The 23626-nt window shown below is 59.8% G+C and carries 17 protein-coding genes; 10 read left to right on the top strand and 7 right to left on the bottom strand.

What is annotated here, in order from left to right; genetic code table 11:
* Positions 1 to 16: 16 nt before the first annotated feature.
* The 7 genes from WA845_RS11350 (at position 17) to WA845_RS11320 (ending at position 7815) form a co-directional block, all read left to right on the top strand.
* Complete coding sequence (locus WA845_RS11350) at positions 17 to 1027, top strand: ABC transporter permease (RefSeq protein ID WP_077985655.1); 1011 nt, start codon at positions 17 to 19, stop codon at positions 1025 to 1027.
* Positions 1024 to 1869, top strand: coding sequence for an ABC transporter permease (locus tag WA845_RS11345; RefSeq protein WP_309776237.1), 846 nt, complete (start codon positions 1024 to 1026; stop codon positions 1867 to 1869). The genes WA845_RS11350 and WA845_RS11345 overlap by 4 nt, the downstream gene beginning before the upstream one ends.
* Positions 1848 to 3566, top strand: coding sequence for a dipeptide ABC transporter ATP-binding protein (locus WA845_RS11340; RefSeq protein ID WP_112553757.1), 1719 nt, complete (start codon positions 1848 to 1850; stop codon positions 3564 to 3566). Before WA845_RS11345 ends, WA845_RS11340 begins: the two co-directional genes overlap by 22 nt.
* Positions 3563 to 4696: an LLM class flavin-dependent oxidoreductase gene (locus tag WA845_RS11335; RefSeq protein ID WP_112553755.1), complete on the top strand. Its 1134-nt coding sequence runs from the start codon at positions 3563 to 3565 to the stop codon at positions 4694 to 4696. The genes WA845_RS11340 and WA845_RS11335 overlap by 4 nt, the downstream gene beginning before the upstream one ends.
* A 108-nt stretch (positions 4697 to 4804) precedes the next feature.
* Entirely contained in the window at positions 4805 to 5908 is a 1104-nt protein-coding gene (locus tag WA845_RS11330; protein WP_004445361.1) for an LLM class flavin-dependent oxidoreductase, read from the top strand.
* 113 nt (positions 5909 to 6021) lie between these two features.
* On the top strand, positions 6022 to 7203 hold the full coding sequence (locus WA845_RS11325; protein WP_048902886.1) for an acyl-CoA dehydrogenase family protein: 1182 nt from the start codon (positions 6022 to 6024) through the stop codon (positions 7201 to 7203).
* 51 nt (positions 7204 to 7254) lie between these two features.
* Positions 7255 to 7815, top strand: a complete 561-nt coding sequence (locus WA845_RS11320; protein WP_112553854.1) for an NAD(P)H-dependent oxidoreductase — start codon at positions 7255 to 7257, stop codon at positions 7813 to 7815.
* 360 nt (positions 7816 to 8175) lie between these two features.
* Here WA845_RS11320 and WA845_RS11315 read toward each other — a convergent pair whose 3' ends face one another.
* Entirely contained in the window at positions 8176 to 8949 is a 774-nt protein-coding gene (locus tag WA845_RS11315; protein WP_112553753.1) for an SDR family oxidoreductase, read from the bottom strand.
* An 87-nt stretch (positions 8950 to 9036) separates the two neighbouring features.
* Between WA845_RS11315 and WA845_RS11310 the strand changes: the two genes are divergently transcribed.
* Positions 9037 to 9654, top strand: a complete 618-nt coding sequence (locus WA845_RS11310) for a TetR family transcriptional regulator (protein WP_112553751.1) — start codon at positions 9037 to 9039, stop codon at positions 9652 to 9654.
* 115 nt (positions 9655 to 9769) lie between these two features.
* On the opposite strand, the gene WA845_RS11305 is transcribed toward WA845_RS11310, so the two are convergent.
* Positions 9770 to 10222: a hypothetical protein gene (locus WA845_RS11305; protein WP_112553749.1), complete on the bottom strand. Its 453-nt coding sequence runs from the start codon at positions 10220 to 10222 to the stop codon at positions 9770 to 9772.
* 425 nt (positions 10223 to 10647) lie between these two features.
* Between WA845_RS11305 and WA845_RS11300 the strand changes: the two genes are divergently transcribed.
* A complete protein-coding gene (locus WA845_RS11300) occupies positions 10648 to 11370 on the top strand; it encodes a DUF72 domain-containing protein (RefSeq protein ID WP_112553747.1) in 723 nt (240 codons plus the stop codon).
* A gap of 104 nt (positions 11371 to 11474) precedes the next feature.
* Here the strand turns inward: WA845_RS11300 and WA845_RS11295 are convergent, their stop codons facing one another.
* The 4 genes from WA845_RS11295 to WA845_RS11280 all read right to left on the bottom strand — a co-directional run bounded on the left by WA845_RS11295 (position 11475) and on the right by WA845_RS11280 (position 17125).
* Positions 11475 to 11774, bottom strand: a complete 300-nt coding sequence (locus WA845_RS11295; protein ID WP_112553745.1) for a hypothetical protein — start codon at positions 11772 to 11774, stop codon at positions 11475 to 11477.
* Positions 11775 to 12239: 465 nt separating this feature from the next.
* Positions 12240 to 13544 carry an HlyD family type I secretion periplasmic adaptor subunit gene (locus WA845_RS11290; RefSeq protein ID WP_112553743.1) on the bottom strand — a complete coding sequence of 435 codons (1305 nt, stop codon included), beginning with the start codon at positions 13542 to 13544 and terminating at the stop codon, positions 12240 to 12242.
* Between the two features lie 2 nt (positions 13545 to 13546).
* The gene (locus WA845_RS11285; RefSeq protein WP_337322329.1) at positions 13547 to 15298 is read right to left on the bottom strand and encodes a type I secretion system permease/ATPase; all 1752 of its coding nucleotides are present in this window, start codon (positions 15296 to 15298) and stop codon (positions 13547 to 13549) included.
* Between the two features lie 396 nt (positions 15299 to 15694).
* Positions 15695 to 17125 carry an NAD-dependent succinate-semialdehyde dehydrogenase gene (locus tag WA845_RS11280; protein WP_223215405.1) on the bottom strand — a complete coding sequence of 477 codons (1431 nt, stop codon included), beginning with the start codon at positions 17123 to 17125 and terminating at the stop codon, positions 15695 to 15697.
* Positions 17126 to 17290: 165 nt separating this feature from the next.
* On the opposite strand from WA845_RS11280, the gene WA845_RS11275 reads away from it, so the two are divergent.
* Entirely contained in the window at positions 17291 to 17638 is a 348-nt protein-coding gene (locus WA845_RS11275; RefSeq protein ID WP_135855629.1) for a hypothetical protein, read from the top strand.
* A gap of 30 nt (positions 17639 to 17668) precedes the next feature.
* On the opposite strand, the gene WA845_RS11270 is transcribed toward WA845_RS11275, so the two are convergent.
* Entirely contained in the window at positions 17669 to 23602 is a 5934-nt protein-coding gene (locus tag WA845_RS11270; protein ID WP_337322328.1) for an Ig-like domain-containing protein, read from the bottom strand.
* Positions 23603 to 23626 lie beyond the last annotated feature (24 nt).

Below are 23626 nucleotides of genomic sequence, written 5' to 3'. Positions count from 1 at the left end.
TCAAGGAGGTGACGGCATGAGCAATGCCTACCTAACCTACGCCGCAAAGCGGCTCGGCCAGGCGATCGTCGTCATCCTTCTGGCCTATGTCTTCACCTTCGTGGTCGTCAGCGTCCTGCCTGGCGACCCGATCACCAGCGTTCTGCGCAACCCGCAGAACGGCTTTACCGAGCAGGAGATCGCCGAAATCATTGCGGCACAGGGGCTGGACCAGCCGATCATCGTGCAGCTCTGGCATTCCCTGTCGGCCTTCCTGACAGGCGATCTGGGCATCTCGATGCGCTCCAACCGACCGGTCTCGACGCTCATCGCCGAGGTGCTGCCATCGACGCTGGTCTTGGCCACCGCCGGGCTGACTGTGGCGCTGATCCTCGCCTTTGCGGTCGCCTACGGCACGCAGGTCGTGCCGAAGCGTTACGGACAGGGATTGCTGCGCGCCTTCCCTTCCCTGTTCCTGTCGACACCCAATTTCGTCATCGGCCTGTTTCTGATCCACCTTTTCGGTTTTCAGCTCAGGCTGTTCCGGGTCATCGAACCCGACAGTTTCTGGGCCACGCTGTTTGCGGCGATCACCATCGGCATACCGTTTTCCGCACAGATTGCGGAGGTCCTGATCGCCAATCTCGATCATGAGGCAGAGCAGGATTACGCAGCGGTTGCCCGCAGTCGCGGCATCGGGCCAAGACGGCTTTTCACAACACATCTCCTCAAGCCTGCTTCCTTGCCCGTGGTGACGGTTATCGCCCTCACCGTCGGCGAACTTCTGGGCAACTCGCTGATTACGGAGACGGTATTCGGCCGCACCGGTATCGGCAGTCTCGTCCAGCGTTCCGTCAGCACTCAGGATCTGCCGGTCCTGCAGGCGATCGTCTCGCTGGGGGCCGTGGTGTTCGTCGTCGTCAACCTCATCGCCGATCTCCTCTATCCGCTGCTCGATCCAAGGGTGAAAATTATCGTTGGCCGAAAACGCCGCCTGTCGACGATCGACGACACGTCGCTTGGCCTTGAAACGGGGGCCAAACCATGAGCCTTATTTCCAGCCCGGCTTCCATCAGCAATCCGTTGGAGAGACTCAAAACTCTCAACATAACTGCAACGGTCGCCCTCTCCCTGCTTGTCATCGCAATCGTCGTCGCCTGGTCGATCGCACCGCAGTTTTTCACCACCCAAAGCCCGATCAACGGCGTCCCGGCTGACAAGCTTCTTGCGCCAAGTTTTGCCCATTGGTTCGGCACGGATCATCTCGGGCGCGATCTCTATACAAGGGTCGTTTATGGCACCGCTTCATCTGTATCGAGCGCTTTGGTCGCTGTCGTCATCGGCGTCGTCATCGGCGGTGTGATCGGTCTGCTTGCCGGATTTTTCGGCGGCTGGGTGGATATCGTCTTTGCACGTTTTGTCGACGTGCTGTTATCCATCCCGAAGTTCCTGCTGGCGGTCATCATCGTCACCGCAATCGGCTTCGAGACAATCAACGCCGCCATTGCGACAGGCATATCGGCGATCGCCTTCTTCGCCCGTGTGGCGCGCTCAGAGGTCATCAAGACGCGTCAGGCGACCTTCGTGGAGGCGTCGTTTCTCTCGGGTGGCTCACGCGGCTACATCGTTCTGAGACATGTGCTGCCAAACGCATCCCGCTCGATGTTGCCGCTGGCCGTCCTGCAATTCGGCGAGTCCATTCTCGTCATCGCCAGCCTCGCCTTCCTCGGCTACGGCGATCCGCCGCCCTCTTCCGACTGGGGCCTGCTGATCTCGATCGGCAAGGACTACCTCAAATGGCCCTGGCTCGTTTATGCGCCCGCGTTCGTTACGATCGTGACCGTCCTCTCTGTCAACAGGATCAGCCGATGGCTTCGCAAATCGCATTGAAAACAGCGCCGACCCCTCCCCGGATAGTGGCAGAGGCTCCGCAGCCCGCCATACCCCTGCTCGGCGTTGAAAATCTTGCCGTGTCCTACGGGCGGCAGGAGGTCGTGCACGGTGTCAGCTTCGAGCTTGGGCGTGGCGAAAGCCTTGCGCTGATCGGAGAATCCGGTTCGGGAAAGTCGACCATCGCAAAGGCTGTACTAAGACTGCTTCCCAACGGCGCAAACGCCACGGGCCGGGTCGTTTTCGACAGGCAGGACATTCTGGCATTGCCGGAACGGCGCTTCAGGCCTTTTCGTGGCCGCGAAATCGGCTTCGTGCCGCAGGATCCGGGCAACTCTCTCAATCCTGTGAGAACAATCGGCGCGCAGGCGCTGGAGGCGGCAGCGCTGACGGAAGAGGCCAACCCCGCAATCCGCAAGCTCCTCATTCTGGAAACATTCGCGAAGGTGGGTCTCGACAATCCGCAACGGGTTTACGATTCCTATCCGCATCAACTGTCGGGCGGAATGCTGCAGCGCGTGCTGATCGCGCTCGCAATATTACCGCGCCCCGCGCTGCTGGTGGCGGATGAGCCGACTTCGGCGCTCGACGTCACAATCCAGAAACGCATTCTCGATCTCCTCTCCCGTCTTCGCGATGAGCTGAACATCAGCCTGCTTCTCATCACCCATGATCTCGCAATAGCGGCGGAGAGGGCGGACAATCTCGTCGTGCTGAAGAACGGCGTCGTGCAGGAAGCGGGCAGGACATCGGCTGTTTTTTCCTCCCCCTCCTCTCCCTATGCCAAAAAACTCCATGGCGACGTGCCCGCGCTCAACCCGGAGCGTTATGCCAAATTTCGCGATCCGGGGTTCAGCCTTCTCGATAGTGACAAATCGCCAAAGATCGCTGTCAGCGGCGTCACCAAGCGCTTCACCGTCGATGGCAAAACCCTGACCGCTGTGGATGATATTTCGTTTACGGTTCCGGCAGGCACGACACACGCGCTTGTCGGCGAATCCGGCTCCGGGAAAACCACGACCATCCGCCTGCTGCTGGGGCTCGAGCAGCCGGAAAGCGGCACCATCATGGTTGCCGACGAGAGCGTTACAAGCAAGAGCCGCGCTTCCCTGCGGCCGGTATGGCGGCATCTGCAACTGGTTTACCAGAACCCGTTCACGTCACTCGACCCGACATGGAAGGTGGGCCAGCTTGTTCGTGAGCCGCTCGACAGATTCGAGATCGGTACTCCGAAGGAGCGATCCGAGCAGGCGCGGGAAGCTCTCGCAAATGTCGGCTTGAGCGAGCACCTCATGGAACGCAAGCCATCAGCCCTGTCAGGCGGGCAGCGTCAGCGTGTGGCAATTGCCCGTTCGCTGGTCCTCAAGCCTGATGTGATCGTATTGGACGAACCCACATCCGCTCTCGATGTCAGCGTTCAGGCGGATATCGTCGAAGTTCTGCTGTCGCTGCAGGCGAAGCTCGGACTGACCTATGTCTTTGTTTCGCATGACCTCGCCCTCGTCAGGCAACTTGCGCACAGCGTTTCCGTGATGCAGCGAGGCCGCATTGTCGAACATGGGACCGTCACCGAGATTTTCGGCAATCCGCGACACGAATACACCGCGTCGCTGCTGAACTCCATCCCATCGGGCATCGCCGGAACGGCCCGCACCCATGCAGCCCCGCACGCGCTGCGGAAGGAACAACTCGCATGAATATTGCAGCAGCGTCGCGCGACCTTCCCGCATTGTTCCGGCCGAAAAGCCGGCTGGGTTTCAATACGCGGGTATCATTCAACGACGATGACGGTCCGGCAAAGGGGCTCCGACAGGGCATAGAATTGTTCAGACAGGCGGAAAGGCTTGGGTATCAGTCCGGCTGGGCCTATCAGCGCCATTTCGACCACTATCTTTCTTCGCCGTTGCCCTTCTTTGCGGCGGTCGGCCAGCATACACGGCACATTACGCTTGGCTCCGCCGTCATCCCGATGCGTTATCAGGACCCCATTCTGCTGGCCGAAGCGGCGGGCACGACCGACCTGCTGATCGACGGCCGGCTTGAACTTGCGATTTCAACCGGGGCAAATGGGGCGTTCGATGCCGTATTCGGATCCGTGGATACCGATGCCCGGACAGAGGCAAAGCGGCGACAGTCGCGTTTTCTTGCCGCCATTGCCGGTGATGTTCTGCACGTTGTTACGCCGAACGACGTTGGTGCGCCTCCGGGAGCCGAGTTGCGGGTGACCCCACACAGCCCTACCTTGCGCAGCCGTATCCGACAGGGCTCCGCCAGTATCGATTCAGCGATTCAGGCCGCCGAACTCGGTATCGGCTTGATTTCCGGTACCGTCCTTCACGATCAGGACGAAGGCGAGACGTTTGGCCAATATCAGGCGCGTATCATCGATGCCTATCGCACCCACTGGCTGCGAATCTGGAAGACAACGCCGCCTCCGGTCGCCGTTGCAGCGTCGATCCTGGTCGGCACCACTCCGGAACTGCGGGAAAAATATGCCGCCTATGACCTTGAACGTCGCACAGTCGGCATTGCGGCCTCACGCCCGAAGGGTGCGCTGGCTCCTGCCGGCCAACCGGCTGGTGCCATGATTTCCCCCGTTTTTCAGGGCGCACCGGATACGGTCATTGAGGCGGTACTGAGCGACCCCGGGCTGGCGGCCGCAGATGAGCTCGTCCTCTTTTTGCCTCCGGCTTTCGGATTGACCGAAAACGTAAGATTGCTCACCGATCTTGCGACGACGGTTGCTCCCTCCCTTGGGTGGAAACCCGGCCCTTACGACGCAGATGCGGACCCGGCGGCAATGGCCGGTTCTAGGGCATCAGAATAGTCAGGCAATATTTTCTACATTTTCCATAGAAATAGAAAGACCTGTCTTCCTCATATGCCACGTCGGCTTTAGCTTTCACTCGACATTTAGAAACAGCAAGGAGCTCCCATGGCTGCGGAATTCATCAGCGTCAGCTTTCCCAACGCATCCAATGATCTGAACCCCATCCCTGATGCTCCGGTCGATCCGCTGTTTCTGGAACGTTACGCGCGGGCACTGGATGACTACGGGTTCAACTACACGCTCATTCCCTATTCCTCCTCTTCGTTCGATCCCTTCACGCTGGGTGCGACGGTGCTTGCGCACACGAAGAACATCAAGATCATTGTCGCGCTCCGCCCCAACACGGTTTATCCAACGGTTGCGGCCAAGTCCCTCGCCACTCTCGACCAGTTGAGCGGCGGGCGCGTTGTCGTCCACTTCATCGCGGGCGGGAGCGACGAGGAGCAGGCACGCGAAGGCGATTTCCTCAACAAGGAAGAGCGTTACGAGCGTCAGGAAGAATATATCCGCATTCTTCGCCTTGCATGGGCTTCGACGGAGCCGTTCGATTTCGAAGGCAAATATTACCAGTTCAAGCAGTTCCGCAGCGCCGTGCGTCCGACCAATGGCCTTATCCCGATTTCGCTCGGCGGCTCTTCGGATGCTGCTTATCGTATCGGCGGCTCCCTTTGCGACATTTTCGGCCTATGGGGCGAACCGCTGGCTGAAACAAAACAGCAGATTGACCGTATCTACGCCGAAGCCGCAAAAGCCGGGCGCACCGACCGCCCCCGGATCTGGGTTACATTCCGGCCGATCGTCGCCGAAACGGATGAACTGGCCTGGGAAAAGGCGCACAGGGTTCTCGACCGTCTGAACGAGAACCGCCAGAAGGGCCTGTCTCGTGCCCCGGTCAATGCAGCGCCTCCTGCCAATATCGGGTCCCAGCGTCTGCTGGATATCGCCAAGCGCGGCGACGTCCATGACCGCGCGCTCTGGTATCCGACCGTTACCGCCACCAATGCCAGCGGCGCGACGACCGCCCTGGTCGGGTCGCCACGCACGATCGCCGACTCCATTCTCGACTATATCGACCTTGGCGCCGATCTGATTTCGATCCGTGGATACGACAACTATAATGATGCCGTAGACTACGGACGATACATCCTGCCCCTCGTCCGCGAGGGTATTCGCGAACGCGAAGAGGCGAAGAAGAAGGCAGCCGCCTGATGACGGCAGTCCGACCACGCCGTCGGACCGATCCACCTCTCTTCCAAGACCGGGATCATCCACCCCTGTGACGGATGATCCCGCCTGCCGACCATGAGAAAGCCGCTATCCGCATGTCCTATGACCCCACCGCACTCGACGCAGCCGCGCGCGTCCTTTCCGAAGCCGCACCGGATGCGGATCAGACCGGTCAGTTTCCCTGGACCGGTATTCGCGCCGTTCATAAGGCTGGACTTCTCGAAAGCACGGTGGCCACGCGTTATGGCGGACCGGGAGGAACCTTGAGCACCGCAGCCCATATTCTGGCGGCGCTCGGGCGAGGCGATCCTTCTGTAGCGCTTATCAGCGCAATGACGATTTTTACACATCTCGGGCAGGCCACGAAGGGCCATTGGCCGGACGGTCTCTACAGGGAACTTCTTTCACAGGCAAAGCAGCAGCCGCTTCTTCTGAACGCCGCGCGTGTGGAACCAGAGCTGGGGTCGCCGGCCCGCGGCGGATTGCCGTCCACGCGTGCGCACCGGACGGCAAATGGCTGGTCGATCACGGGCCGCAAGCGCTTCGTAACGGGTGCCTATGGCCTCACCCATTTTCTCGTCTGGGCGCATACCGATGAGGTTCAGCCACGAGTCGGCACCTTCGTTGTCCCCAACGGTCTGCCCGGCATCAAGATTATCGAGAACTGGAAAAGCCTCGGCATGCGGGCGACCGGTTCGCACGATGTCGAGTACACCGAAGTTGAAATCCCGGCAGAAAATGTGCTGGAGCTCGTTGATCCCTCGGTCGCCCAGCAGGATAATCGCGGCCACGCGGCAATGACGCTTGCACTCACTGCCATCTATCTGGGCGCGGCCGAAGCCGCCCAAGAAGCGTTCATCCGCTTCGCGCATGAGCGCGTGCCGGCTAATCTTGGCCGCCCGATTGCGCAAACGGAACGTTTCGTTGAACTCTCGGGTGAAATCGACCTTCTGGTTGCCGGCGCCCGCCAGATCATCTTTGGCGCGCTCGCAAACCATATTGGCGATGCCGAACACCTGATAAGGGCCCGCCTTCTCGCCGGGAGGCAAATCCGCGACGCTGTCCAGCTGGCGGTCCGCGGCATCGGCAACCCCGGTCTCAATGCCGATCTCGGGCTCGAGCGTCATTTCCGGGATATCCAGTCAGTCCTCGTCCATGCACCTCAGGAAGACACGTCCGTCGCCATTCTCGGACGCGCCGCCTTTGAGAAGTGGAAGACCGGCGAGAATGATCGATCGGCACATCCGGCCGGGCTGTCGATTCTCAAGACGGCCTAGGGCGCGCAGACACAAACCGCATTTATGCAGGATCACCCGAAAGAAAGTTCAATGAGCAACAATCTGATCGTCGGTTTCTCCGGCAACACATCGCGGCCATCAAGCACAAAGCGCTTCGTCGAAAGCGTCAGCGAGGCGCTGGCCGGCCAACTGGGCCTGCAACATCAGGTTTTCGACGTTGAGGATCTCGGCCCCTCCCTAAGCTCGGCACGATCCGTAGCGGACCTGGAAGGCAGCGCGCGGCAGGTCATTCAGACTATCATCGACGCTGAAGCTCTGGTGATCGGTTCACCGACTTACAAGGGGAGCTATACCGGCCTATTCAAACACGTCATAGATCTTCTCGATCCCGCCGACCTCAGGGGCAAACCTGTCATCTTGACGGCGACAGGCGGCGGAGACCGGCACTCGCTTGTGGTGGAACACCAACTCAGGCCGCTATTTGCCTTTTTCGAAGCCTTCGTGACGCCGACCGCAATCTACACCTCCGGCCGGGATTACGTGGAAGGGCAGGTTTCTCCCGTGGTGAACGCCCGGGTAAATCAGGCAATCGCAGAAGCCGCGCTTCTCGTCAAAGCTCGTTTCGGAAACGTAACAATCGCGGCAGAATAATTTAGAAATGGACGGCTTTTGCCAAGGCAGTCTGCAGGCGCGACAGAACACTATCGGAATTTGGCTGAACCCGCCGCGACAGCGCCGGTGGCTTTGCCTTGGGCTGCATCCCGCTCGATGGTCGTGCAAAGCGTCTAGACGGCGTGCCGGCAGGATCAATCTGCAGGGATCGGCGCGTCACATGTCCGCGACCACGTTTGCGCGTAGCTCGGCGGCACCGCACAAGGGGATAACGACGCCACGGACACGCGTAGCGCCCGTGGATGTGATGATAAACGACAAGCAAGCTGAACTTAATCAGACTCTCCTCGTGGGCTGCTTTTGCTTGAACAGCTTTAGCTAAAGCAAGAGCAACGTACCCTAGATGCGGGCGCCGCCCGTTGCATCGATCATCTGCCCCGTCGTCCAGCGGGCATCGCTGGATGCGAGGAAGGTAATCACGTCGGCGATATCCTCCGCCTTTCCGACGCGCGAGAATACAGAGAGGGCTTCGGCGCCAGCGCGCGCTTCCGGAGACGACAGCCACTCTGCATTCATGTCGGTTTCCGTGACACCCGGCAGCACGGCATTGACTGTGATACCGCGCGTGGCAAACTCCGGTGCCAGCGCCAATGTCAACGTTTCCAGCGCGCCCTTGGACGCGGCGTAAGCGGGATGAGTCGGCGCTGCGATGCGCGTAAACCCGGTCGACACGTTGATAATACGGCCGTTTTCACGGATGTGGTCGGCCACGGCCTGGATCAGGAAAAACGGCGCCTTGTAGTTGATCGTCATCACCTCATCGAACGCGGCTTCGCTCGTCTGCTTCAATGGCAGTGCGGGCGCGATACCGGCATTGTTCACGAGAATGTCGAGAGCGGTCGAGCCCGTCTCGATCTGCGCTGCTTCGCTGAACTGCGCCCACAGGCTGTCGGCCGCGTCCTTGCCCTGTCTGAGATCGGCCTTCACGGCGACGGCCTTGACGCCGAGCCCTTCGATCTCGCGCACCGTGGCATTAGCCGCATCCGCGTTGGCGGCATAATGCACGCCAATCAGCGCGGCACCCTCCCTGGCAAAGGCAAGGGAGACCGCCCGGCCGATCCCGCGTGAACCTCCAGTGATAAGGGCTGTCTTGTCTGCAAGTCGTCTGGACATTGATCACTCCGTTGCCAAAATAAATAGTGACCCCTACAATAAGGAGCGAAACGCATCTGTCAACAATATAATAGGGATCACTATTTTATGGAGACACCAGTCCGCAGACGAGGCAGACCCCGCCTGCTCGATCGCGACGTTGGGCTCGACATCGCGGCGCGGCTGTTTTGGGAGCGCGGCTACGAAGGAACCTCGACCGCCGATCTGACGAAAGCGATGGGCATCAATCCACCGACGCTCTATTCGATGTTTGGATCGAAGGAGGAGTTGTACCGCCAGGCGCTGGATTTCAGCATTGCTCGTGAAAACACCCGTCGATCCGACATATTTCAGTCCGATCTGCCGCTTTACGAAGCTCTGAGGCTTTACCTCTACGATATTGCCGATGGAGACACCCAGCCGGACAAGCCGCGCGGATGCATGGTCTCCACGGCCGTCCTGCAGCATGCGGAAGAAAATGCGTCCGTAGCGCGTCTGACGGCAAGATTGCGCGAGGCATCAATGCAGGCCCTCAAGACCCGCTTCGACCGTGCAGTCGACGAAGGGGAACTGCCGGCGCGAACCGATACCGACACGCTTGCCCGCTTTTATGGTGCAATCATCCAGGGCATGTCCGCCCAAGCCTGCGACGGCGCCTGCAACGCCTTGCTGAAGCGGCTGATCGACCTTGCTCTCGCAGCTTGGCCCGGAACGCGTATCCCCTGACGGGGAGCAGGCCCGCCGGGTGAGCTGACGATCATATCGTTACCCAGATCGGAACTGATAACTAAAAGCCTGCGGCAGAACGGAGAATTCCGCAGCCCTTCGGGTCGGCACGTTCTCAGATCTGCACTGGCTTGATGGTGTCTATACGGACATCGCCGTCCATCACCCCTCGCGTCAGACCCTGTCGACCGTGTTCCACTTCGATCACCGTATAGAGTTTTTCATCTCTAAAGGCGCTTGCATTCAACGTCGACACGTCTTCAGCGGGAAGGGCGTCGATCTCCATGAAATCGAGTTCCGCACCTGCAGCGACAACCCGTGCATCACCCGCCGTCCGCGCTGCGACGACCACGGTTCCGTGGGCAGGCGCATTCTGCCAGCGTGGGTCGTCCGGCGCCGCAACAGGTTCAAGGCGATAAACATTGAGGGTTTCGCCGGCGGCCGTTCCGCGCGCTATCTCGGTGGCATCGTCAAACTGAGCCTGGCTTTCAAGCGAGTAGCCGAACCGATTGTCGGTCGTACCCGTGTTTTCGGCGTAACCGCCACCCGTGGATTTTGAGTTGGACATGATATCTCCTCTCTTTTCCGCCTTGACCCTTGGTACAAACCGCGGACCTTGTCGAAGTGTTCCAAGCCCGGTCGGAACTCAGCCATTAGCCAACTGGCAGCAGCGGAAATTTCAATCATCGGTCAGTCCCGGCTCCGGGTCATTGTCCGGTTTCATCGCTACTCTCACGGGAAGACGCAGACGCCAACACCCAACACTGTGTAACCGGAATACTATTCGAGCACCCGGATCCGTCTCGATGCTGCAACCGGCTATTTACCAGCGAGCGACACTGAAAAGAGCCGGCTGGACCCCCGACCGGATCACCGTCGCGGAACCTTGTCAGCCGACGAGGTTTTAAGACGAACTTGGCTGGAGCAAATTCTTGAGCTGAAGTCGAGCTTTAAAGAGTTGAACTGGATCCGGTGAGGTGAAGGAGACACGATTTGCCAATCATTGCCACTGCGGCCTGGTCCATCCCGAGAAAGGTGGCCGACCGGTTCCCGGCCGAGGGGAGCGGCCTTCAACGTTACGCCTCGGTCTTTGATGGAGTCGAAATCAACTCCACATTCTACCGTCGGCACAAGGCGTCCACCTTCGCGCGGTGGGCTGAATCAGTGCCCGACACCTTCCGTTTCTCTGCAAAGATGCCCAAAGAGATTTCGCATACGCGCAGAATGAACGATATAGCCGAGCCGTTTGAAACTTTCATAGAAGACCTTGCGCCACTGGGTCGAAAGCGTGGACCGCTTCTGTGTCAGCTTCCGCCATCGCTTGCCTTTGATATCCGGACGTCAGACAGAGCGTTCGAGGCGATGCGTGGGTCTGATAAAGGGCAGATTGTCATTGAAGCCCGGCACGAGAGCTGGGCGTCGCAGGACGCGATTGATTTGCTGAAAACATACAAGATTGACCGCGTTTTCGCCGATCCGGCGCTCGTGTGGCCTGCGGAAACCTTCAACGAACCCCCGCGATATGTTCGCCTGCACGGAAAACCAAAGATCTATTATTCCACTTATAGCGACGATGAGATCAGGCACTTTTGCAAACTCGTTGCGCCTGACGGTTGGTGCGTCTTCGACAACACCGCCTCAGGCGCTGCAATCGAGAATGCTCTGAGCATGACATCCATACCCGCACGCGATCCTGCGCGCAGGGCATCAGGATGATGCAGGTGCACTTGCGATATCAGTTCCGCGGACGAGGCAGGGGGCGGCCTTGATACTTGATCATACCCCGCGGCGTTCCCGCAAATTCACTGCAATTCCTCCCGTCATATTCCGGATCCGAAAAGCTCGCGGTCATCATCCCCTTCCCAGGGAGATGGCGCCGAGAGCCCACCAGTATTCGCCGCCGGAACCGGCATCCAGCACTTCAGCTCCGGTTCCGCATATTCAATTATCCGACCCGGTGAGGAATCCGAAGCTCGCCAGCCTTCTGCTCCAATTCTGTCGCCATTGGACCAATAAACAAGATCCACCTGTGCCGGGCCTTGCTCCGACGAGCGGATCGTCACGAGAATCCGGGTACCGTCTTTCGGTGCGCTTGTCATGTGACGCCACGGCTGGTCCATTTTTGCTCTCCCTTGCCAATGCCCCAAGTTTTGCCTCGCCGTGAGAGGCGGTCAATTCAAACTTTTTGAAACTCACACAATGCAAACGCTTCGCTTCCAGTCCCGGCTTCAACACGGCCGTTCAATTTCTCCGGAAAGCAAAAACACGGCACAGCATGAACTGCCTGTCCCAGGTTGGACCTGCCTCGACAAACGCGATGCAGTTGCAAAGGGAAGCTACCCCCTGGAAGGGTTTGTCGCCCAACGATTAGCGGAAGGGGGCGTTACGGACATACAATCCGCATCATGGAACGACACCGGGCCACATCACACGGAATAGTTACGCCCAAATCACGCCGCTTGGCGGCCCAACCGCTCAGAATTCCGAGCGCCCCATGAAAACTGCAACGCACGCGCCAATTAAAGCGCATGACATCGCAGAATTGAGCAAACCATTTCGCTAGCTACGCCCCTCGCCCATTGCCTTCAGGCCTCTCTGAATGTGCGGTTCGCCTGATCAATCAAAGGCTTGAGGAAATAGGACAGGACGCTTCGCTCACCTGTCGTGATGAAAGCTTCCACCGGCATGCCGGGCATGAGGCTGAATTCGCCAAGACGCTTTATCTGCTCTTGCGACGTGGCAACACGTACCAGATAAAAGCTGGTGCCCGTTCGCTGATCCACCGTCACATCAGCGGAGATGCGCTCCACCGTTCCGGTTATTTCCGGCGTCGTTTTCTGGTTGAAGGCGGAGAAGCGCAGGTTGGTCAGCTGTCCGTAATAGATCTGGTCGATATCCTGCGGCGCGACCTTGACCTCGACCACCAGTTTGTCGACTTCCGGCACGATCATCATGATCTGCTCGCCGGGCGCCACAACACCGCCGATGGTGTGCACTGAAAGCTGGTGCACCACCCCATCCTGCGGCGCCAGGATATCGACGCGTTTCAGCTGGTCTTCGGCCGCCACCCGGCGCTCGACATATTCACCGATGCGCGCATCCATTTCGCGCAGATCGGAACCCACCTCTTCCGACCATTGTTCGTCGATTTGCAGGATTTGCAGCGAGGTTTCGCTAATCTTCGCTTCGACCCCGGCAATGCCGGCCATCAGCCGGCCAATATCACCGTCAATATCCGTGGCCTGACGCTCCAGTGTGCTGAGGCGGCTTTTTTCCATCAGCCCCCTTTCATGCAGGGAGCGAAAGCGTATGAGCTCTTCATCGACCATGCCCTGCTCGCGCAAATTCGCCGCGCGCTCGGCTTCCATGCCGCTTATCTCATCGCGAAGCTGTCGCACGCGTTGTTCGAGCTGGCGTTTTTTACTTTCGCGAACCGCCTTGCGGTTTTCATACAGGCGCTGTTCGGCATTCATCATGGCCAGAACCTCGCCATCGCCGGCGCGATCGAGCAGCGTTTGCGGAAAAATCACCCGGCCGGCCCGATCACGCTCGCTCTCCAGCCGCGCCTTGCGGGCGGTGAATTGATCGAGGCTCTTGACGATGATGGCGAGATTGGCCTTGGTCATCGTCGCATCAATACGCATGACGACATCGCCTGCCTTGACCCGGTCTCCGTCCCGCACGGCCAGTTCGCTGACAACGCCGCCCACGGGATGCTGGACTTTCTTCAGGCTGGTTTCCACCACCAGAGAACCCTGCGCGATGACCGCACCCACAATCTCGGTACCGACAGCCCAGCCGCCGAAGACGCCGACGAGGGTTAGAAAACCCAGTCCACCAACGAAAATATGGTTGCGGATTGAGCGTCTGAGTGTCTGCCATTCATCCATATTCAGATCTTTCCTGCTTCCGTGGCCTGCACGACCTTGAGGGCGCCTGCCGCACCACCGACCGGACGCAGCACCTTGGCGAGTACTTCCTCCTTGGCGCCGAAGGCCTGCTGCCGTCCGTCAGCGAGCATGAGCACCTTGTCCACGGCCAGAAGCGCGCTTGGACGATGGGCGATGATGACGGCCACGCCGCCACGCTCGCGAATGCCGAGAATGGCAGCCGTCAGCGCCTCTTCGCCTTCGGAATCGAGGTTGGAATTGGGTTCGTCGAGCACAACGAAAAACGGCTCGCCATAAAGGGCACGCGCCAGCGCTATCCTCTGTTTTTGCCCCGCCGACAATTGCCGGCCGGTTTCGCCTACCAGAGTGGAATAGCCATCGGGCAGGCTCACAACGAGGTCGTGGATGCGCGCAGCACGGGCGGCCGCGATGATTTTTTCCGGACTCGCCTGCCGGTCGAAGGAGGCGATGTTTTCCGCAATGGTGCCGTCCAGCAAGTCGATTGCCTGCGGCATGTAGCCGATGTGGCGCGCCAGCGCCTCTGCCGGCCATTGGTCCAGCGTTGCGCCATCCAGACGGATCGAGCCTTTGAGCGGGCGCCAGAGGCCGACCAGCAACCGTGCGAGCGAACTTTTCCCCGAACCGCTCGCCCCGATCACGCCAAGGGCGCTGCCGGCCGCCAGCGTGAAGGCGACATCCTGCAGAACAGGCTCGGTCGCTTCCGGTGGAATGGCGCCGACACGTTCGACGGAGAGAAGGGAGCGGGGCGCCGGAAGGTCCATGCGCATGGCGGCATCCGGCAACAGCACAAGCGTCTTTTCGAGACGGCGGCGGCTCTGCCGGGCAGCGATGAAGCCCTTCCAGTTGGCGATGGCGAGATCCACCGGCGCGAGCGCCCGCGCCGACAGGATGGAGCCGGCGATGATGATGCCGGGTGTCGCCTGCTCATTGATGACCAGCCACGCCCCAACCGCCAGAATGCCGGATTGCAGCAGCATGCGCAGCACCTTGCTCGCCACGCCGAAACCGGAGGCTATATCGCTTGCAGCGCGCTGTTCGCGCACATAAGCGCGGTTGCCCGTCTGCCAGCGATCGCGCAGGGGCGGCACCATACCCATGACGGCGACGATGTCGGCGTTCCGGCGCACGCTTTCAATCAACCGATTGCGCTGGGAGGCGTGTCGTGCGGCCTCCTCGACGGGGCGTCTGGAGACAAGCTCGGTCATCAGCGTGAACGCGGTGAGAATTGCGGCGCCGGCAAGCGCGGTGGCGCCAAGCCAGAAATGAAAGGCAAAACAGATGGCAATATAAAAAGGCAGCCAGGGCAGGTCGAACAAGGCCGTCGGCCCGCTTCCTGACAGGAAAGAGCGGATTGTATCGAGATCACGAAGCGGCTGTGCCTGGGCGCCGCTGACCGGCAGGCGCAATTGCAATCCGATCACCGCCTCGTAGACCCTCGAGGAGAGGACCTGATCGAGACGATCGGAGATGCGCACCAGAAGGCGCCCGCGCAGGGCATCGAACAGGCCCTGAAATACGTAAAGCGCCACCACGATGGCGACCAGCGCCACCAGCGTCGGCAGGCTGCGGCTGGGCAGGACGCGGTCATAGACCTCCATCATGAACAGCGAGCCGGTGAGATAAAGAATATTGACCAGGGCGCTCATGAGACCGACGCCGATGAAAGCGACGGCGCAGCCCGCAAATACACCCTTGATCTGACGAACATTACTATTGGCGGATTGGAAACGCATTTTACTGTCCATTGAAATCGCGGCGGCGGGATCAGCCGGCGGCAATACGCCTGTGACAATCTTCCGCGAACGGGAAAAAGCGCATCGCGAGCGGGCCGGCGATCATGTTTGAAGAGGTCGTCATCTCCTGCCCTTCCTTCGCGACACGGGAGTGGCCCGAGAGCCATGTCGGCACGCCTAGCGGCAAAGGCTAACGTGCGGATGACGGAGACCTGAAAAATCGTAAACGCGCCATAGGGATTTCCCATGGCGGCCATCGGTTTCGTAAAGGGCTGCTGCTTCACCAGCCCACCCTGCGTTTCTCGTTGATGAACGACAGGCTGATCGCAGCCAGCGTCGCTGGCGCACAAATGTTACTGAGGGCGATGATCCACGGGAACCCGTGACGGCCGGCCGCTATATGCCGCCCATGCAGAGATATTTCATTTCAAGATAATCCTCCATGCCGTGGCGCGAGCCTTCGCGGCCGATGCCGGATTGTTTGACACCACCGAAAGGAGCTGCTTCCGACGACATGCGGCCGGTATTGATACCGACCATGCCATATTCCAGGGCTTCGGCAACACGCCACACGCGCTTGAGATTGGAGGCGTAGAAATAGGCAGCCAGACCGTAGATCGTGTCATTGGCCTCACGCACAACCTGCTCCGCATCGTTGAAACGGATGATCGGCGCTAAAGGTCCGAAAGTCTCTTCCTGCGCCACCCGCATCGCGCTGGTGACGCCGGTGAGGACCGTTGGTTCGAAAAAGGTTCCGCCATTGCCGACACGCTTGCCGCCGCACCTTATTGTGCCGCCTCTTGCGCTGGCGTCGGCCAGATGTGCCTCGATCTTGTCGATGGCGTGGCTGTCGATCATCGGACCGATGGTCACCTCGGGATCGAAGCCGTCGCCAACCTTCAATTCTGCCACGCGCGCAACGAATTTTTCCGAAAACTCATCGTGAACCGCCGACTGGACATAGATGCGGTTGGCCGAGACACAGGTTTGGCCGCCATTACGGAATTTCGCCTGAATGGCGCCTTCCACGGCTTCATCAATATCGGCATCGTCAAAAACGATGAAGGGTGCATTGCCGCCTAATTCGAGGTTGAGCTTCTTTATCTGCGGCGCGCATTGGCTCATCAGCAGCCGCCCGACTTCGGTTGAGCCGGTGAAGCTGATCTTGCGTATCCTGGCATTGGTGCACAATTCCGCACCGACATCGGCACCGTGACTGGCATAGATAAGGTTGAGCGCCCCCTCCGGAAAACCGGCAAGCCGCGCGAGCACGAACATTGCCCCTGCCACCAGCGGCGTCTGTTCCGCTGGTTTCAATACGATGGCACAGCCGGCGGCAAGTGCGGGCGAAATCTTCCGGGCGACCATGGATGCAGGGAAATTCCACGGCGTGATGGTGCCGACCACGCCCACCGGCTGCTTGATAACCAGCATCCGCCGATCGTTGGAAGGGGCGGAAATCGTTTCGCCATAGATGCGGTTCGCCTCCTCGGCATACCATTGCACGTAAGCAGCGGCATGGGCGACTTCGGATTTTGCCTCCGTCAGCGGTTTACCCATTTCTGCCGTCAGGATCGTTGCGAGGTCGTCCGAATGGAGAACAATCAGTTGGTGCCAGCGGCGCATCACCGCGCTCTTATCCTTGGCCGGCAGGCTCTGCCACACGCCCTGCGCTTCGGCCGCGCGGTCGATCGCGCCCCGGGTTTCCAAGGGCCCCATATCCGGCAACCGCGCAAGCAGCGCACCGGTCGAAGGATTTAAAACATCGAATTCCGCGCCCGACCAAGCCTTGCCGCCGAGAGCGATGCCTGCAAGATCGGAAAACAGATCCGGCCGGGCAAGCCTGCCGAGGAGAACAGGATAAAGCGACAAGGACGGTTCCCCCTTTGACACGACAACCCGAGCACGCCGACCAGCCGCTATTTCAGCGAATGACCGTCGGCTGACGGGCACCGGCACAGGTGGTAGCGCCGCACCGGAAAAACGTCAATCTTGCGCGTGCATTTGCGACAATCGATCAAGAAAATTCATGAGTCATCACACGCATCGGCGATGAAAACCGCCCTCCCCTACATCGATTATGATTTGAGATATTCCCCGGCAGCTGGTTCGACGCTGGCCATCCAACAGGTCGCCGTACGAATATGGGCGATCGCGTCCAGCGCCAGCGCCAGTCAGCACGTCCGCTGCAGCAATATTGGCGACAGCGTGCTCTCCGGCCCCCGGGGGGCCAATGACGAAGACGTTTTCTTACTTCGTCTTTGCCGACAGGGTGCGCCACTCATGCCAGGCTCCCTCAAGCACAAACCCGCCGAAATCGGCGGGTTTGGCGCGATTTGAAGGGCACCCGGATGGATGCGCCCCTGTGGTTTACGCGAAGCGGAAGTCGTCGATGACGAATTGCTCGGTCTTCACACCATCGAAGGTAATCGTCGACCCGTCCTTGAAGGCGATCTCGGCACCGTGGTCGCCATCCGTGAAGACCCCGGAGGCGATAAACGCCTGGTAATCCGCAAAGACGTCCTTCGAGAGTTCGACGACATCCTTGCCGTCGGCCCCGGCCTGGAAGTCCGTCACCACATCCCGGCCGCTGCCGGCCGCGAAAACGAAGGTATCCGCACCACTGCCACCGGTCAGCACATCGTTGCCCGCCCCGCCGATCAGCGTGTCATCGCCCGATCCGCCGTTCAGATGGTCGTTGCCAGCACCGCCGTGAAGAACATCATTGCCGGCGCCGCCCATCAGCACGTCGTTACCGGCGCCGCCCTCGACAATATCGTTGCCGTCACCAGCAACCACACGGTCGTTGCCGGCGCCCGCATCCACCACGTCGTTGCCGGCACCGGCCAGCAGCGTGTCGTTGCCGTCACCACCTTCCAGCATGTCCTTGCCATCGCCAGCCACCAGGACGTCGTTACCGTCAGTACCGCTGACGATGGTGTATTCGGTGTAGCCGTCCACAGTCACGGTTGTCGTGCCGTGCGCTTCGCCGCCATTGGCGTCGCGGACCGAATAAGTGAGCGTCACGACCGCCTGCTGGTCATCTTCCAGGGCCGCAAAAGCCGAGGAAGGATCGACAACCAGCTTGCCATCGACCACGGAGAAGGCAGCAGCTGCCTGTTCGCTGGTCAGGGCAAGGCCCGCGACGCCTGCAACTGCGACGCTGATGAGCGTCAGGCGATCGCCTTCCACATCCGTGTCGTTGGCGACCAGATCGAAGCTGGCGTTATCCTTTTCCGATACGGTGATCCTGTCGTCTACGGCCACGGGCGCATCGTTGACGGGATTGATCGTCACGGAGACGACGCTCTCGGCACTGCCGCCCCTGCCATCGGAAACGACGACCGTGAAGCTGTCGGTTCCATTCACATTGGCGTTCGGCGTATAGACCCACTCACCGGTCGCCGCGTCGATCTTGACTTCGCCCTTCGCCGCGCCGGCATCAGCCTTGATGGCGAAGGTCAGCGTATCGCCATCGATATCGGATGCAACGACCTTGCCCTTCAGGACAACATCCTCTTCCGTTTTGACGGCGATGGAGGCGGCAACAGGTGCGTCATTGACAGGCTTGACGGTGAAGCTTGCCGTCGCCTCGCTCGAACCGCCGCGACCGTCAGTGATCCTGTAGCTGAAGGACGCCGTGCCGTTGAAATCGGCAGCCGTGGTGAAGCGGATGCCGTTTTCCTCCAGAACCGCTGTTCCACCCGCGACAAGGGAGACACCCGTCACCGCCAGCTGGTCGAGATCGGCGTCCTTGTCATTCGCCAGCAATGTGGCGAAGGAAATAAGGAAGGATGCCGCATCTTCATCGACTGCAGCCAGCGTATCGGCAGCAGCAACCGGGCCACGGTTGACAAGACCCTTGACGATCGCATCGCGGTTGAGAAGCGTTCCGTCGGCGAAGGTCACCAGTTCTAGACCGCCGCCAGCGAGCTGGCTGCGCAGCGAGATTTTTTCACCGTTGCCGAATTCGATTTCGACGTTGTCGCCGAACTTGTGCAGGACGGCTTCGTTTCTGGCAATATCGTGCAGAACGAGAACGTCCTTGTCGCCCGTTGCGCCAGCGGTCTCGACGATGTCGTCGGAGCCGTCACCGCGGCCATAGACATAGGTGTCGGAGCCATCACCGCCCAGCAGCAGATCGTTGCCGGTACCGCCTTCGATGACGTCGTCACCCAGACCGCCGGAGACGATATCGTTGCCCTCATTGCCAAACAGCACGTCGTCACCGTTGCCGCCGGACAGCGCGTCACGCCCTGCCCCGCCCATCAGCACGTCGTTGCCATCGCCGCCGGCTAGGCGGTCGTTGCCGGCGTTGCCGATCAACCGGTCATCGCCCCCGTGGCCGAAGATCGTTTCATCGGCATCTGTACCCACGAGGGTGTCGCGCGCTTCCGTGCCGTTGATGGTTGTGCCCGCCTCGAGGCCGGATTTCAGATTGACCACCGTCAGATTGTCGAAGGCCAGACCCTTATTACCCCAGGAATAGAGGCCGAAAGTACCCGCGTCGAGTTCGCGATCGCCGATCGGATAGGCAAACAGCGCCTCTTCGTTGAGGAAAGCGGTGATCTTGTCGCCGATGACCTCGACGCGCAGCTTCGTATCCTGGCCAGGCTCATATTTGCCCGGCACCTGAGCGAGGATTTCCTCGATGCCGTTTCGCATCCGGACGAGATTGAAGATGCTGCCGGCGCCATTGCTCGGGGTACGATCAAGAATGCCGTCGGCATCCAGTTCGAGCTTGTAATAGTTTTTGCTGTCCTTGTAGCGGAACAGGAAGCCGAGGCCGTCCTTGTAAGGTGTCTGGAAAGTCGTTTCGATGGCGTAGTCGGTCCATGCCAGCGCTGCCGGGTCGTTGAAGAGCGCATAAGTGCCAAGGCGCAGCACGTTGACGCCGTCCCCCATCGGGCTCCAGCCACGCTTCCAGTAGTCGGAGTTGGTTGCGCCGCTCCAGGTCAGCTCACGGCTTGCAAGCTCGGTTGTCTGAACCAGCCTGCCGTTGGAAATCAACCACTCAGAGGACTTTCCATCCGATCCGATACCGCCGAACTCACCCTCGTCAACAATCTTGAAGCGCGCCATGGCTTCTGCGGAGGAGAAATCCTCGGCAACGAGAATTTTCGCCTTCTCCACGACCGTAACATCAACGCGATCGGTCGAAACGGCACCGTTGGCGGAGGTGACCTTCAGGATCAGCCTGTTGATGCCGGTATCGAGCGCGACGTCGACCTTTTTGCCTGTGGCGACGACATTGCCGTCGAGGTCCGTCCAGACGAAGCCAGTCAGATGCTCAGGGCCAAAGGAGCCGGATGCATCGAGCGTGACGGAAGCCTTGCCATCGCCATCCAGGTCGTAGACCCGCTGGTCGATCCCGGCCTTGGCGGTCGTGACCGCGCGCGTGACGACGATGTCATCGAAAACCGAGGCGCGCTGACCGCTGGAATAGACGCCAACCGTGCCGCCGGAGAGCGGCGACGTCGCATCCACGACGGGGCCGCCAAAGACGTTCTTGTCACCCAGGAAGACGTTGATGACGCCGCCGACGACCGAGACGGTCAGCGGAAGCTCCATATTATACTGGACGCCCTCATTGACCGAGGCGAGCAGAACTTCATTGCCGCCCGAAACCTTGATCAGCTGGCGGCGGTTCGTTTCTCCGTCCATCGAGAAGCGGTAGTAGTTGTTCGCGTCCTTGTAATAGAAGTAGACGCCGATTGCGTCATTATCGAGCTGGATGAGCGTCGCTTCCAGGACGTAGTCGCTCCAGCCGGCCGATTGTCCGCCAATATAAACAAGCTTGTTGCCGGTCGCATCGCTCTGGTCGAAGAGCGCTGCCTCCGGAGCGGCAAGGCCGTCCGTTGTGCTCGAGCGCGAAAATACCGTGCCCTTGAGCAGGAAGTTGCCGGTGTTGCCATCGGTCGCGCCGAAATTGGTGCCCCAGCCGTCCGCCTTGCCGTCATTGAAGTTTTCAACCAGCAGGGTGCGGTCGCCGCGAACGAGAACATCAATCTTATCGGTGGTCTTGACGCCGTTGGCGTCGGTTGCAGTCAGCGTCAGCTTGTGCTTGCCGAGCGAAAGATCGGCAACCGCTTCCTTGCCTTCGGCAACCACATCGCCGTTCTTGTCCGTCCAGACGAATTTCTTGATGTCTGCCGAGAGCAGTGATTTGGCCGCTGAGAGGTTAACGCTTGCCTTCGATGCACCGGTTGCCGCATTGGCGACGATGTCGTCACCGGCATCGGCCATGGCGCGCGCCTTGCCTGCACCGACATAGACGTTTTCGAACACTTCCTGATGACCGCGATAATAACCGGTCAGGCCGTTGCGATCGATTTCCGGCTTGCTGCGGTAACCGTCGAGGTAATCGTCGAAGGCGGTGAAGTAGGTTTCGGTGGAGATGCGGTTATTGTCCGGATCGATGGTGATCAGGCGTATCGCGCCGTTGCCGCCGTTATTGCCGCGCGACTCGATGCCATTACCGGTGATTTCGCGGGATACGCCGTTCTGGTAGTTGACCAGGAACTGGAAGACCGGCTCGCCATACTGGTTGTAGGTGATGTCGGTTTCTGCGCCATCGCCGAAGATGTGACCGGAGAAGGTCATGACGATGTTCGGATAACGGGACAACAAGACGCGGGCGACATATTCGCCGTCGTTTGCGCCGCGCTGGTCGGTGCGCATACCGTAATCGTAGCCGGCGCCTTCGTCATAGAGCGGCAAGGCCAGATTGTCCTGACGGCCGGCATAGCTCGTCAGCGAATGCGTTGCGAGCATCACGCGATGGTCGGGAAACTTCTCGATCACATCGCCCGCCCAGCGGATCACGTCGTCGCGCGGGCCGAATTCGAGCGAAATGGACAACCACTTGGTCCCATCAGGCGCGGTGAAGGTGCTGTAGGTGTTGCGGGCGGCGGCCTGTTCCTGATCGTAAGCGCCCCCGAAGGTGCCGGCATTGGTCGCCGCCTGCTTTGCAGCCGAGAAACGGCTGTCCAGCTGGTCGGAAGAATGGTTTGCGGCGTTGCCGGACGAGCCCTGATCGTGATTGCCGGGAAGCAGCGCATAGGGCAGCTTGCCATCGAGCTTGCGCAGCGCAGCTTCGGCAATATCCCATTCGGACGACTGGTTGTTCTGGGTGATATCGCCCACATGGCTCATGAAGACGATGTTGTGGCTCTGGCGGTTATCGACCAGCCACTGCGTCATGTCGCCGAAGAGATGCTTGATGCCATCGTTCGAGGTATAGTCCTGCGTGTCTGGAAAAACCGCGATCGTATAGGCGTTCGGGCCGGCCACACGCACACGAAAGTCGTCGGCCATGCTTTTGCCGGCAGCGTCCGTCGCGGTCACACGAATGTCGGAATGGCCGAGTTCGGCAAAGTCAAGCGTCAGCTTGTTGCCTTCCGCAAGGACCGCATTCACGACCTTGTTTTCGCTGTTCTGCACGGTAAAGGTAAGCTTTTCGCCGGAGAAGTACTTCGACAGATCGATCGTCACGTTTGCCGCGTCGGGCGTCACCATCATGTCCTTGATCATGGCAGTTTTTGCCACGGCCGACGGATCGACAGGGGCCGTCTCGCCAATTCCCAGGACGTTAGCCTTTGCAGGCGTCGTGAATTCGAGCGTGGTGCCCTTTGCGGTAATCGTTCCCGTGCCGATTGCGGGTGCGGCCGAGCCTTCCGAGAAACGGACTTCGAGAGCGCCTGTCTGCTCTGCCGCCTGCTTCATTGCATCCGGCAGAATACCCGATGCTTTTGCTGCGCCCAGATAGGACATTTCGGCCTTCGTCAGCACTTTCTGGAGAAAGAGGAAATTGCTGAGATAGCCGGGAGATGTTTCGCTATCCTCATCCGAGAAGATCAGGAAGCCTTTGGACAGGTCGATGGCGAAGCGTCCCGGGTTGGACGATATCTGCTGGGTCGCGATATAGTCGCCATTGACGTATTTATTCATCGAAACGGTGCCGTTCGAATTCTTTTCGATCGTGACACCAATACGGTTCCAGGCATCCAGTTTGGCCGTGCCGCGATAATTACCGCCGATGCCGATACCGTAGCTGGCACTGCTTGCAGAGCCAAAAATGTCACCGTCGTTGCTGTTGGTAAGATCCGTCTGAAGGAAAGGTATCCATTCGGTGGAGCCGCCCGAAGGGAAATAGACGTCATATACCAGGCTGTAGGACGTTACCGTGCCGGTGCCACCAGGCGAAACGAGAATGCTCTGCTGCTGCGAGAGGTCCGGGATCTTCAGCAGCCAATCGGAAGAGGTTTCGATGGGGTTGGCGATCGAGTTTTGCGAAGTCGTCATCTCTTGGGCCTTTTTGCGTGAAAC

This window comes from Agrobacterium sp. CMT1 (assembly GCF_037203725.1).
GTDB classification, from domain to species: Bacteria; Pseudomonadota; Alphaproteobacteria; order Rhizobiales; family Rhizobiaceae; genus Agrobacterium; species Agrobacterium pusense.
This window is presented reverse-complemented; position numbering and strand designations above follow the sequence as displayed.